This window comes from Pseudomonas deceptionensis (assembly GCF_900106095.1).
GTDB lineage: Bacteria > Pseudomonadota > Gammaproteobacteria > Pseudomonadales > Pseudomonadaceae > Aquipseudomonas > Aquipseudomonas deceptionensis.
Genome location: NZ_FNUD01000002.1, coordinates 4,671,760 through 4,685,467 on the forward strand (window position 1 = coordinate 4,671,760; position 13,708 = coordinate 4,685,467).

Consider the following 13,708-nt stretch of genomic DNA (forward strand, 5'->3'; position numbering starts at 1 on the left):
GGAGCGAGCCCGCTCGCGAAGGCGTCAACCTTAGCGACCTTCGCGAGCGGGCTCGCTCCCACAAGGATGAGATACGCGTTACGACAAACGCACGCCCGGGGTCAGCGCCGCAGGCAACGACAGGGTCGGCGTTTCCAGGGAAGCCACCGGGTACGCGCAATAATCCGCCGCGTAATAGGCACTGGCGCGATGGTTGCCCGACGCTCCGACACCGCCAAACGGGGCGCTGCTCGCCGCGCCCGTCAACTGCTTGTTCCAGTTCACGATCCCGGCACGGCTTTCAAGCCAGAACTGCTGGTAACGTGCTTCGGAGTCTGACAACAAACCTGCTGCCAGACCGAACGCCGTGTTGTTGGCCTCGGCAATCGCCGCGTCGAAATCGGCGTAGCGAATCACTTGCAGCAACGGCCCGAACAGCTCTTCGTCCGAACGGTCACTGACCTCAGTCACATCGATAATGCCTGGTGTCAGCAAGGCTGCATTGCTGTCCGGCTGGGTCATTTCCAGCAAGGCAACAGCGCCCGAACCCAGCAGCACTTCCTGGGCATCCATCAGGGCCTGTGCAGCGCCAAGGGAAATTACCGAGCCCATGAAGGGTGCAGGCTGGCGGTCAAAGGCGCCAACTTCGATGTTCTCGCTGACTTCAACCAGACGGTTCAACAGGCTGTCGCCCCATGCCCCTTGTGGTACCAGCAGGCGACGGGCGCAGGTGCAGCGTTGGCCGGCAGAGATAAACGCCGACTGGATAATGGTGTAGACCGCAGCGTCAAGATCGGCCACCTGGTCAACCACCAGCGGGTTATTGCCACCCATTTCCAGGGCCAGGATCTTGTCTGGGCGCCCGGCGAACTGCTGATGCAGGGCATTGCCGGTACGGCTCGATCCGGTGAAGAACAAACCGTCGATGCCGGTGTGTGCCGCCAGCGCAATGCCGGTTTCTCGCGCGCCTTGCAGCAGGTTCAGCACGCCCGCAGGCAGGCCGGCTTCGATCCAGCACTTGACCGTCAGCTCGGCGACTTTGGGGGTCAGTTCACTCGGCTTGAACACCACGGCGTTACCGGCCAGCAAGGCCGGAACGATATGCCCGTTGGGCAAATGGCCCGGAAAGTTGTACGGGCCGAATACGGCCACTACACCGTGTGGCTTGTGGCGCAAAACGGCCGTGGCATCACCCAGCGGGCCGCTTTTTTCACCCGTGCGCTCGCGGTAGCTTTGTACCGAGATCGCCACTTTGTTGATCATGCTGGTGACTTCGGTGGCCGACTCCCACAGGGGCTTGCCGGTTTCTTCACCGATGCAGCGCGACAGTTCGTCAGCGTGGCTTTTAAGGCTGGCGGCGAACGCTTCAAGCACGCTCAGGCGCTCTTCAAAAGAACGCTTGGCCCAGGCCGGGAAAGCCAGACGTGCAGCCTTGACGGCGGCATCAGCCTGCTCGGCATTGGCGCCATTACCTGCCCACAGCACTTGCTGGGTTACCGGGTTCAGCGATTCAAAGGCTTCGCCCTGCCCGTTCTGCCAGGCGCCTGCGATGTACAACGTGCTCATTATTTCGACTCCCGTGGGGCTACTGGCTGGGCAGACAACGTCACCGCGCGCACTTGATCACCTGCGGTCAATTGCAGGCGTTTGGCGGTCAGCGGGTCGACCACCAGGGTGCCGGCTGCCAGGCGCGCAGGTGCGGCGGTGATGCGGCAATCTTCGCGTTTACGGTTGTGGATCAGGTAAGGCGTGGCATCGTCACCCGGGGTGCCGATGGCCAGCACCAGCGGCTCGCTTTCGCGTACCGCGCGGATTTTGCTGGTTTCGCATTCCACTGCCGGGCCTGCGTCAAAAATATCGACATAACCCTGGTAGCTGAAGCCTTCGCTTTTAAGCATGTTCAAGGCCGGTTCGGTGTGGGTATGCACCTTGCCGATCACCGCGCGGGCGTCTTCGGACAAGAAGCAGGTGTACACCGGAAACTTGGGCATCAACTCGGCAATAAAGGCCTTGTTGCCCACGCCGGTCAGGTAGTCCGCCTGGCTGAATTCCATTTTGAAGAAGTGCCGGCCCAGGCTTTCCCAGAATGGCGAGCGCCCGGCTTCATCGGACATGCCGCGCATTTCGGCAATGATCTTGTTGCCGAACAGCTCCGGGAATTCCGCGATAAACAGCATCCGCGCCTTGGCCAGCATGCGGCCGTTGAGGCCGGTGCGGGAGTCGGCGCTGAGGAACAGGGAGCACAGCTCCGAGTTGCCGGTCAGGTCGTTGGCCAAAAACAGGGTCGGGATTTCGCGATAGATATTCAGCTCCTGGGAGGCGCTGACGGTCAGGCCCACCCGGAAGTTGTACCAAGGCTCACGCAGGCCTACGGCGCCGGCAATCGCGGAAATACCTACCACCTTGCCTTCGTCGTTTTCGAGCACAAACAGGTAGTCCGCATCGCCACGCTCGGCTTCGCCACGGAAGGTTTTTTCAGCCCAGGTGACACGATGCAGCAAGCGCTCTTCGTTGGCCGGCAAGGTGGTCAGGCCAGTGCCGGTGCTACGTGCCAGCTCAATCAGGGCCGGTAAATCGCTGTTGCGTACAGGACGAACGATCATGCTATCTCCTCAGACAGGGCTCGCTGACGAACCCCGCGAAACTCGCTCAAACGCGTTAAACCGCCACCACTCGTACGCTGGCACCTTCGCCAACGCCAAGTGCTTCGGCCGCTTCCAGATCCAGCGTGACCGGCTTGCCCGGCGCCCAATCAAGCTCCAGCAATACGGCGCGGTAGTCCTGCAACTGGGCATTGGCCACCAGGTACTGGCGACCACCGCCTTTGCTCAGCTCACCGATTTTGACCGGCACCACGCGGCTTTGGGCGATTGAGCGAATACCCGAAACCCGTGCATGCAGGGTTGGGCCACCGTCGAAAATATCGATGTAATGATCGGTCTCGAAGCCTTCGCGCATCAGAATGTCGAAGGTGATCTGCGCCCGCGGGTGGACCTGCCCCATGGCTTCCTGGGCAGTGTCGGGCAGCAGCGGCACGTAAATCGGGTAATGCGGCATCAGCTCGGCGAGGAAGGTGCGGCTTTTGAGCCCGCACAGACGCTCGGCGGCGGCGTAGTTCAAGTCGAAGAAGTTGCGGCCAATGGCGTCCCAGAACGGAGAGTCGCCATTTTCATCGCTGTAACCGACGATCTCGGTCACTACCGAGTCGGCAAAGCGTTCCGGGTGGTTGGCCACAAACAGCAGGCGACCACGGGAGTTGAGTTCCGACCAGGTCGAACCCACCAGCTCGGGGACCACATAAAAGCTGGTCAGCAGGCTGTTCCCGGTCAGGTCATGACACTGCGACAGGACGTGGATCTTGTTGTGGATCTTCAGCTCGCGGGAGGCATGAACGAAGGTTTCGTTACGGAAGCTGTAAAACGGCTCCGAGTAACCGGCCGAAGCCACGATCGCCGAGCAGCCCACCAGCTTGCCGGTGGCCGTGTCTTCAAGGACGAAGAAGTAGCTCTCTTCGCCGTTGAAACTGACTTCGGCGGCAAACGAGGTTTCGGACGCGGCGATCTTGTCGCGCAGGCGTTCGATATCGTCCGGCAATGAAGTGACACCAATCGGGCTGTCCGCAGCCAGACGCTGTACCTCGCCCAGATCAGCCATTTGCGCGGGGCGCATCACCAGCATGGTGTCACTCCTTAATCCTTGAACTACATAGAGGGGACGTACCGGACCTGCTTTTTACCTGTGGGCGCTGGCGTGCCAGTTCCCACATTCAAAGCTCAGGCCCGGCACATAGAATTCGGTTCGACGCCTGACAACTCAGGCGTCGAGGTCACACTCAGGCTTGGGTCAGCGTTTTAACGGCGCGCTCGAAGCGGTTCAGGCCCTCTTCGATATCGGCTGTTTCAACGACCAGACTCGGAGCAAAACGCACCACGTCGGGGCCAGCCTGCAGAATCATCAGGTTTTCTTTTTCTGCGGCGTTGAAAATGTCTTTGGCGCGGCCTTTCCAGGCATCGCTCAGCACACAACCGATCAACAGGCCCATGCCACGCACTTCTGTAAACAGGCCGTATTGCTGGCCGATTTGCTCAAGGCGGGTTTTGAACTGATCGTGCTTGGTTTTGACGCCCTCCAGCACTTCAGGGGTGTTGATGACATCAATCACGGCATTGCCGACGGCACATGCCAGCGGGTTGCCGCCGTATGTGGTGCCGTGGGTGCCGACAACCAGATGCTTGGCCAGCGCTTCGGTGGTCAGCATGGCTGCGATCGGGAAACCGCCGCCCAGGCTCTTGGCGCTGGTCAGGATGTCCGGGGTCACGCCGTAATGCATGTAGGCAAACAGCTCGCCGGTACGGCCCATGCCGGTTTGCACTTCGTCAAACACCAGCAGCGCATTGTGCTGGTCACACAGTTCGCGGGCGCCTTTAAGGTAAGCCTGCTCGGCCGGCAGCACGCCGCCTTCGCCCTGAATCGGCTCCAGCACCACAGCGCAAGTCTTGTCCGAGATCGCCGCTTTCAGCGCGTCAAGATCGTTGAACGGGACATGGGTGATGCCGGTGATTTTTGGACCGAAACCGTCGGAGTACTTCGACTGCCCGCCCACGTTAACGGTGAACAGGGTACGGCCGTGGAAGCTGTTGAGCGCGGCAATGATTTCGTACTTCTCAGCGCCGAAACGGTCGTGCGCGACACGACGGGCCAGCTTGAAGGCGGCCTCGTTGGCTTCAGCACCCGAGTTGCAGAAAAATACGCGCTCGGCGAAGGTCGAATCCACCAGCTTCTTGGCCAGGCGCAGCGCCGGCTCGTTGGTGAAGACGTTGGACACGTGCCACAGGGCATTGGCCTGTTCAGTCAACGCACCCACCAGGGCCGGATGGGCATGACCCAATACGTTAACGGCAATGCCACCTGCGAAGTCGATCAGTTCACGACCCGCCTGGTCCCAGACTCGGGAGCCGGCGCCGCGCACAGGAATAAAGGCTGCAGGTGCGTAGTTGGGAACCATGACCTGGTCGAAATCGGCGCGTTGCACCGGGGCTTGCTCAACGGACATCGGAGTCTCCTGGAGAGGAACGCCTGCCTAAACTGGCGAGCGATGGGGGATTGTAAGGACAGATGGGGGTCAAGCCTTGCCGCCAAGCGACAACTTCTTACAGCGCTAAACCATGATTTGCCCGGGCTTTCGGCAATGCGACATATTCCGTCACAAAGGCGCAGTTTAAACGTTGGGAGGTCTTTGCGGCAGCTTCATGACATTTTGATTTTGCCAAAGCAACCAGGTTTCAGCGCACGCCTGAGACGCAGTGCTGATCGGGTGTTAAATGTGTATTGGCAGGGCGCTGAATATTGATCCATGCAGGCAGGCATACAGCAGGTATTTGCGCTTTTTTTCAGCCTCGGGCTAGCCGATCTTGATTGTTCATTAAACAGACAATCGAGTACTTGAAATGCCCGAACCTACCTTTCAGTCACCCGCGATCGGCCTTCACACCGAGTTCATCAAGCAACGCATCCCCCAATGGTTCAAAGACGCAGCCCTGCATCGCCAGTTGGCCTTCAAACAACTTGAACCCACTCTCCCCCAATGGCTGCATGACGCCACCGCCCAGGCTTGGCACACCCTCAAACACAACCATCAGCAGCACCGACAGGCACTCAACCATACCGACCGCCTGCTAAACCGCCTCCAGGGTCTTGACCTGTTCGCCGAGCCACTGCTCAAACAGGCGATCAAAACCACCTTCGGTCTTGAACTGGATGTGCGCAATACCTACCTCGCCCACAAACTGGCCCGCCCTTCGCGCAGCGATCTGGGCGGAGCGCTGGTGCTCGACACCACGCACAACAACCTGATCCCCAACTATCGCGAGATCAGCTTGCTGGAGGCCGCCCTGGCCAACTTTACCGCCAGCGAAACCTCCCCCGGCCCCTGCACCGATTGCGTGGCCATCGTGCCTTATCGCTATTCAATCAACCCTCTCGAAATCGCTTTGCCAATCCGCCCCGAGGCCTTCGCGCGCTTGTGCCGAACCCTCGATTTGGGGCAGCGTTATCAGGAACACCTCAAAGCCATACTAGAGCCCGAAGAGGCCAGCAAACGCCGACAGGTACGCGAAAGCCTGATCGCCAGCGATCAGAAAGCCCTGGCCCTGTGCGCCAACATCGCCTTGCTCAAGGGCGATATCCAGGCCGATACCCATGTGTTGGTGCAAGAGGTGATCGCCAACAGGCCCAATGTTCTGTGGCATGGCAAACCTGTGCGCTACAGCCGCCTGAAAATACTCAGCAGCGTGCTCAGTGGCATCCTGCTGATCAGCGGCGACCGCTCAGCCACCACAACGGAGCGGGTGCTGATCTACATTCCGGGGGATGACACCCGGCCGCTCAAAGAATATGCGTCATATCGGGCGTGCATCGACGATCTGCTGCTCCGCTTGAAAAGCGCCAGGTTCCGCCAGTTTTTTGCCCGGTTTGTGGGGCTCAACCAGCAGGGAGCGTTTTTCTCTCGGCTCAAGCACAGTTTTGACCCGCACAACCGGCTTTCCCATACCGATGACTACACCGGCACTGCCAAAGGGCTGGAGTTTGCGGACGAATTCATCGGTGACCTGTGGCTCAACCGCTGCGATGTGCACCTTCGAAAACTGTTCAGCGACGCCCAAACCGCTGCCGTGCCCACAAATACAGAAGACGCACGCGAGCGGCTCAGTCGGCTGGAAGGGTTTTTCAACGCCGCCATCGATACCTTTAACGTAGCTGCGTTTTTCATTCCCGGGGTCGGGCAAATCATGCTGCTGGTGGGCTGCGCACAAATGCTCAACGACGCGTTTACCGGTATCGAAGCCTGGGAGCAGGGAGAGATCGAGCAGGCCTGGGGCCACCTGGCCAGTGTTGCCCTGAATGTCGGGTTTATCGCCGCCTCTAGCCAGGTGCTGCCTGCGATTCAGAACAGCTCGCTGGTTGACGGCTTGCAGCCGGTGACCCTGCCCGGCAGCGAAACCCGCCTTTGGAAGCCGGACTTGAGCCCCTATGAATTCGACCCCGTACCCGCCGCGTTACAGCCCAACGACAGAGGGCTGCATCTGCACAACGGCGCTGAGTGGCTGAGCGTCGAAGGCAAAACCTACCATGTGGAGCAAGGCCCGCGCAGCCCGGGTTATCGGATTAAACACCCCGACCGGCCCCAGGCTTACGCCCCTCGAGTGCAACACAACGGACAGGGCGCATGGCTGATCGAAACCGAACAGCCGCTGCAATGGAGCGACAGCCAGCTGTTCAAGCGCCTGAGCCCGGTCAACGCCAGCTTCAGCGATGAAGACGCCGCGCGCATTCTGGCCATCACCCGGACGGAGCCCGGCGTGCTGCGCCGCATTCACGCTGACGGCTTGCCGACACCCGCGCTGCTGGCCGACACCGTACAACGCTTCAAAATCGATCGGGACATTGAGCATTTCATCACGCAGATGCAAAGCCCCGACCCGGCAGAACGGCAAAAAGCTGACCCGCAAAGTCAATTGCAACTACTGACCAGCGATGAGTTGTGGCCCAGGAGCAAAGTCTTGCGCGTGATCGGTCACGAAGGCGAAATCATTGCCCAATACCCCAAGGCCGGGGGCCATCTGCCGCGGATACAAATTCTGGAGGCGCAACTGAAAAATGGCGACCTGCTGGGCACCGTCCTGCAAACCCTGGACGACACCGAGACCCGCCTTCTACTGGGTGAAAGCCCGGCCTTGGGCGATACGCTATCGAACCATGCCGTGAGGACAGCCCGGCTCTACAGCACGTTGGTGCGCATGGCGCAGGCCAAACGAGTCGAGATGTTCGACTCACGCTACAACGCCGCACAAATGAGCGCCAACCCACAGGTGTCGTTACTGCAAGATACGTTTCCCGGGCTTACTGTGCGATCGGCCCAAGAGCTGATCTGGCATGCCGACCTGGAAGAACTGCAGCAATTGCTCGACCACAACACCCTCGCCCCACGCCTTCAAGAAGAGGCCAGATGGCACGTGCTGCAAACGCGGGCCAACCGTGCCTATGAGGGGTTGTTTCTGGACTCGGTGGCCAGCGCCGACAGCGAGTGGCTTGCACTGAAGACAATTGAGGCAATGCCCGGCTGGTCAGCAGATATTCGCCTGGAAGTGCGCGAAGAACACTTTTCCGGAAAACTGCTGAATAGCATCGGCAGCCAGGACGCACCGATTCGCAAAGTCCTGATCAAGTCACAAAACCTCTACAGCGCGCGCGATGCCGACAACCTGCAACTGCACGGCCCGGACGACCTGTACAGTGCAGTGCTGCACGCCCTGCCTGACCGGGAGCGCAAGGCATTGGACCTGCCCCATGTCGGCCAAGGGCAAAACCTGAAACAGTCCGTGCGCCAGCGACCGCTATTGCCCCGCTTACCGGTGCAGCTTTATCTGGATTACCCACCCGTGGCGCCCGACTTCGAATCACCCATGCGCCTGGCCAGCGGGCGAGAAAGTTATCCCTTGCTAGGCGGCGATACCCCCGGGCAACCCCTGCCATCGCTGGGGCAACTGGCGCAGCGCCTGTTTCCCGGCTTCAACCCGATAGAAAAAACCCGCTTTCTTGCCACACTGCCCGCAGACCCCGTACTCGCCCGTCAACGGCTCGCGCATCTGCGCACCGAATACCTCGAGCTCAGTGATGAACTGGAGATTTGGGCGCTGAACAATCCAGCCAACCACCCCATAACCGGTGAGCCCAATTCTCAGCAGATGTTGCAGATGCAACTGCGCAGCCGACGGGAGTTTGGCGAGCTGCTCAAACGCTGCTGGCGGCGACAGACAGGTTCTGACCACTTTTACACCTACCAGCTTGGCTACAACTATGAACTGATCTCGTCGCGCATTCTTTTTGATTCGATGCCCGCGCTCAATGCCGACTTCAGCCACGTATCCCGCCTCTCGTTAAGGGGGCTGGGCCCAATCATGGGCATGGAGGAGTTTTTACAACAGTTCCCCAATTTACGACGTTTAAGACTCCAAGGCATTCAAATGGATCGCTTGCCTGAAGTGCTGGCCGCCATGCCTGGGCTGTTTGAACTTAAATTGCACGATTGCGGCATCACGCTAACGCCCGAAAGCGCTCAGGTACTGGGAGGCATGGAACAGCTGGGGATTATCGAACTGGATAACAACCCACTGGGCATAACCCCCGACTTCAGCAACATGCCTGACCTGCTGTCGGTCTCGATGCAGAACTGCAACCTCACCGAATTTCCAGTCTCAATACTGTCCCGCCCACGCTTGCAAACCGCCGATTTCACGCACAACGAAATTGTGACGCTACCGGACGATATTTTCGAAGCGCCCATCGCCCAAACCCATCTGATTTTTATCTCCGGTACAGCGCTTTCGGAACAAAGCCTGCAGCGGGTCAGAACCTATTACCTGCAAACAGGCATCGACCTGGGCATAAACATGCTTGACGTAGAGCCGCTGCCTGAAACGACGCCAGAGGAATGACGCGCTGAAAACCGCTGACGAGGAGCGAGGCTGCGACTGGGCTGGATGGTTTCTCGGGTGCCAGATATGTATGGGTAACGTCCGGATTGTTGCTTGTTAAGCACTTATTTCAAGCAGGTATTTGCACTTTTTTTAAACCCGGCGCTGGACGATCTTGATTGTTAATTAACAGACAATCGAGGGTTTCAAATGCCTGAGCCAACTCTGCAAGAACCTGCTTTGGGTCTTCACACCGAGTTCATGCAACAACGTATCGCCGACTGGTTCAAAGAAGCGGCGCCCCACAGACAGTCAGCGCTGCTCAGACTCAAACCGGCGCTGCCTGCCTGGTTGCGCGGCGCCACCGATGAGGCGCAAACAACACTGCGCCATTGTCATCGACAACTGCGAAATGCAATTAATCGTACCGATCGGCTATTAAGCCCCATTAAGGATCTGCAAAGCTTCGCCGAACCGCTGCTCAAGCAAGCGATCAAAAGCACTTTCGGGTTAGAGCTGGATGTCAAAAACACCTTCTATGCGCGCAAGCTGGCCAATGCTTCGCGCAACGATCTGGGTGGCGTTCTAGTGTTTGATACCACCCAAAACAACCTGATCCCCCTATATCGCGAAATCACCTTGCTGCAAGCCGCACTAGCCAACTTCGAGGCCAGTGAAGCCATACCCGGCACCTGCCCGGACTGCCACATGATCGTGCCTTATAGGGGCGCCATCTGGCCCGTTGAAATCGCTTTACCCATACCCCCCGACGCTTTTGCCCACCTGTGCCGCACTCTGAACCTGGGGCGACGCTATCAGGATCACCTCAACAGCGTTCTTGACCCCGGCGATGCCGTCAAACGGGCCAACGTACGCGAAAGCCTGATCCAGAGCGACCAGCAAGCCCTGACCCTGAGTGCTCATACCGCACGACTCAAAGGCGACATCAAACCCGACACCCACGCCATGGTGTTGCAGGTGATCGCCAATCCGGGCGCTGTGTACTGGTATGGCAAACCCGTGCGCTACAGCCGCCTGAAAATACTCAACCGGGTGATCAGCGGTGTTTTACTGATCAGCCCTGACCGTGAAAGCTCCACCACAGAACGGGTGCTGCTCTACATTCCGGGTGACGATACCCAACCACTCAAAGAGTACGATTCCTACCGCCAGTGTGTGGATGAACTGCTCGAGCGCCTGAAGCGTCCCCGCTATCGCCAGTTTTTCGCCCAATTTATCGGGCTCAGCCAGCAAGGGCTGTTTTTTCATCAACTCAAGCGCAGCTTTGACCCGCACAACCGGCTTGCATACTCGGATGACTACACCGGCACCGCCAAAGGGCTGGAATTTGCGGACGAATTTATCAGCGACCTGTGGGGCAATCGCTGCGAGGTACACATTCGCAAGATACTCAGTGACGCACAAACCGCCGCAGTTCCCACCGACATCGAAGATCAGCACACACGCCTGGCAAGGCTCGAAGGTTTTTTTGAGGCATCGATCGACACCTTCAATTTCGCCGCACTGCTGATCCCGGGCATTGGCGAAATCATGATGCTGGTGGGCTGCGTGCAAATGCTCAATGAAGTATTCAGCGGTATCGAGGCCTGGGAGCAAGGTGAGATAGATCAAACGTGGGGGCATTTGGCGGGGGTGGCGTTGAATCTGGGTTTGATCGGCGTTTCGGCCCATGTGATTCCCGCAGTGCAAAACACTTCATTTGTTGACGGTTTGCACCCTGTCACTTTGCCCGACAGCCAAACCCGCCTCTGGAAGCCGGACCTGCAACCCTATGTGCATGGCGACACGCTGCCCGACACCCTTGAACCCAATGCCCTGGGGTTGCATCAGCATAACGATGCCGAGTTTTTGCTGATCGAACACCAACCCTATCGCGTGGAAAAGGACCCTCGCAGCCATCAGTACCGGATCAAGCACCCGACCCGGGCCAACCGCTATTCTCCGCGCCTGCGGCACAACGCAATGGGGGCCTGGACGGCGGAAACCGAGTCACCGCTGCAATGGCGCGATGTTGAACTGCTCAGGCGCCTGAGCCCGTCCTGCGCCGCGTTTACCGATGAACAGGCCTCACGCATTCTGGCCATTACCCGCACAGACCCTGCAGTACTGCGCCGAATTCACGCCGACGCCTTGCCTGCCCCGGCCCAACTGGCCGACACCGTGCAGCGCTTCAAGATCGACCACGACATCGAGGGTTTTATCACCCGCATGGAAACCCCCGCCCTGCGCCTCAAGGCCGACCCGCAAACCCAATTGCAGTTGCTCACCAGCAGCGAGCGCTGGCCCGCCACCAAAGGCTTGCGCGTGCTGGACGAACAGGGCGCGGTTATTGCGCAATACGGCAATGCTGACGACAACATCACTCGCCTGGACATACTTGATTCGCACATTAAGGAGGGAAAATTACTGGATGCGGTTCTACACAACCTCGACGATATCCAAACCCGAACCCTGTTGGGGCAAAGCCCGGCGTTTGGCGATGAGCTGCCCAACCTGCAGGCCAGGATCAACACGCTGTACGGGGTTCTCGCGCACATGGCCCGCAGCAAGCGTATTGAGCTGTTCAATTCACGCTACGCCACCCTCGAACTGCGCGCCAATCCACAAGTGGCCCTGCTGCAGCGGGAGTTCCCCGGGCTGCAGAGCAAAGCCGCGCAAGAGCTGACCTGGCATGCCAGTGGCGACGAAGTGCTGCAATTGCTCAATGACCAAACCGTCCCTGTGCGCCTTCAGGAAGAGGCACGCTGGCAAGAGCGGGAAACCAGGGTCAACCGCGCCTACGAAGGCCTGTTCCTGGATTCGGTGAACAACCCCGACAGCGAATGGCTGGCCCTCAAAACCATTGAAACGCTGCCTGGCTGGCCCAAAGCCGTACGCCTGGAAATCCGCGAAGCCCACTTTGATGGCACCTTGCTCAATAGCCTGGGCAGCGAAACGGCGCCGGTGCGCAAGGTCCTGATCAAATCAGAACACCGCTACAGTAGCCGCGATGCACTTGGCCAGGAGCTGCACGGCGCGGACGATCTTTACAGCGCATTGCTGCACGCGCTACCGGACCAGGAGCGCAATACGCTGGGGTTCCCTCACGTTGGTCAAGGTGCCGCGCTCAAAGACCGGGTGCGCCAGCATCCGTTATTGCCGCGCTTGTCCGTGAGCCTTTATCTGGATCAGCCGCCGGTCGCGAAGGATTTCAAGTCGCCAATGGCGTTGGTGCATGGCCGGGCCGGTTACCCATTACTGGGGGCCGATGCACCAACGCCACGCCCCGCTTCCATTGACACGCTGGTGTACCAGCTCTATCCCGACCTCAGCACTCGGGAGAGGGCACGCGTTATTGCAACCCTGCCCCAGGACGGCGAACTGGCTCGGCGTGCACTTGCAGATCGCCAGAACGAACTGCTCGGGTTGCGCGATGACCTGGAGGTGTGGACTCTCAATGCGCCTGCCGCAAGCCAAAGCACAGGCGAGTTACTGCGGCCGAGTATACGGGTAGCGCGTGTTCAGGACAGGCGCGCCTTCAGTCAAGAACTCGAGCGTTGCTGGCGTCGTCAAACAGCCTTTGACAACTATTACGCCGACCCTGATCGTGTTGGTTTTGAGCTGACATTTACCCGAACGATCTTGGAGGATATGCCCTCCATCATGGCCGACTTCAGCCACGTCACGTATTTGTCGCTTTACGGAGCCCAGGCAGTGACAGGGGTTAACAAGTTTCTGCTGCGCTTCCCCAAGCTACGGGTTCTGGACCTTCGAGGCTTTGCCCTTGACCGCTTGCCGGACGCCATTTTCTCAATGCAACACCTGACCCAGTTGCGCCTTGAAGACAGCAATATCACCCTGACGCCAGCCAGCGCTGCGAACCTGTCCGAGCTTGAGTATCTGGAGTACATCGACCTTGACGATAACCCGCTCAATATCACACCGGACTTCAGCAACATGCCGAATCTGAACACGCTACATCTGAGAAATACCGGGTTGAGAGCGTTCCCTGTCTCGCTTCTGGGTCTGTCTGAGCTTGAGGTGATCGATTTGAGCGAAAACCTGATAAGTACCTTGCCCAGCGAACTGTTCGAGGCTCCGGCCTACATCACCAATGCCCTTGATCTGGAAGGCAACCCTCTGTCACCCGACAGCCTGAACCGACTGCGCGAGTACGTTAGTCAGACAGGTATCGATATGAACGTCCCGTTCGACAACGTTGAACCCGTCGACCTCGATAATTCCGAGCAATAACC

General features: G+C 58.9%; 6 protein-coding genes. 2 read left to right on the plus strand and 4 right to left on the minus strand.

Features of this window, described 5'->3' with window-relative positions:
- Nucleotides 1–78 precede the first annotated feature (78 nt).
- From astD to BLW11_RS21640, 4 genes are all read right to left on the minus strand, one after another.
- Nucleotides 79–1,548: a succinylglutamate-semialdehyde dehydrogenase gene (gene astD / locus BLW11_RS21625; protein ID WP_193790181.1), complete on the minus strand. Its 1,470-nt coding sequence runs from the start codon at nt 1,546–1,548 to the stop codon at nt 79–81.
- On the minus strand, nt 1,545–2,582 hold the full coding sequence (gene astA, locus BLW11_RS21630) for an arginine N-succinyltransferase (RefSeq protein WP_048359775.1): 1,038 nt from the start codon (nt 2,580–2,582) through the stop codon (nt 1,545–1,547). The genes astD and astA overlap by 4 nt, the downstream gene beginning before the upstream one ends.
- Before the next feature lie 55 nt (nt 2,583–2,637).
- Nucleotides 2,638–3,657: an arginine/ornithine succinyltransferase subunit alpha gene (gene aruF / locus BLW11_RS21635; protein WP_048359776.1), complete on the minus strand. Its 1,020-nt coding sequence runs from the start codon at nt 3,655–3,657 to the stop codon at nt 2,638–2,640.
- Nucleotides 3,658–3,811: 154 nt separating this feature from the next.
- Nucleotides 3,812–5,032 (minus strand): aspartate aminotransferase family protein, encoded by a 1,221-nt coding sequence (locus BLW11_RS21640; RefSeq protein ID WP_048359777.1) that lies wholly within the window; start codon nt 5,030–5,032, stop codon nt 3,812–3,814.
- A gap of 394 nt (nt 5,033–5,426) precedes the next feature.
- Here BLW11_RS21640 and BLW11_RS21645 point away from each other — a divergent pair, with 394 nt between their 5' ends.
- Complete coding sequence (locus BLW11_RS21645) at nt 5,427–9,473, plus strand: dermonecrotic toxin domain-containing protein (RefSeq protein ID WP_048359778.1); 4,047 nt, start codon at nt 5,427–5,429, stop codon at nt 9,471–9,473.
- 189 nt (nt 9,474–9,662) lie between these two features.
- Nucleotides 9,663–13,706, plus strand: a complete 4,044-nt coding sequence (locus BLW11_RS21650) for a leucine-rich repeat domain-containing protein (protein WP_048359779.1) — start codon at nt 9,663–9,665, stop codon at nt 13,704–13,706.
- The last annotated feature ends 2 nt before the right edge of the window (nt 13,707–13,708 follow it).

What these genes read in the sequence shown, in the direction of transcription:
- BLW11_RS21650 (WP_048359779.1), top strand. Translation starts at nt 9,663, where the DNA reads ATGCCTGAGCCAACTCTGCAAGAACCTGCTTTGGGTCTTCACACCGAG.
- astA (WP_048359775.1), bottom strand. Translation starts at nt 2,582, where the DNA reads ATGATCGTTCGTCCTGTACGCAACAGCGATTTACCGGCCCTGATTGAG.
- BLW11_RS21645 (WP_048359778.1), top strand. Translation starts at nt 5,427, where the DNA reads ATGCCCGAACCTACCTTTCAGTCACCCGCGATCGGCCTTCACACCGAG.
- aruF (WP_048359776.1), bottom strand. Translation starts at nt 3,657, where the DNA reads ATGCTGGTGATGCGCCCCGCGCAAATGGCTGATCTGGGCGAGGTACAG.
- BLW11_RS21640 (WP_048359777.1), bottom strand. Translation starts at nt 5,032, where the DNA reads ATGTCCGTTGAGCAAGCCCCGGTGCAACGCGCCGATTTCGACCAGGTC.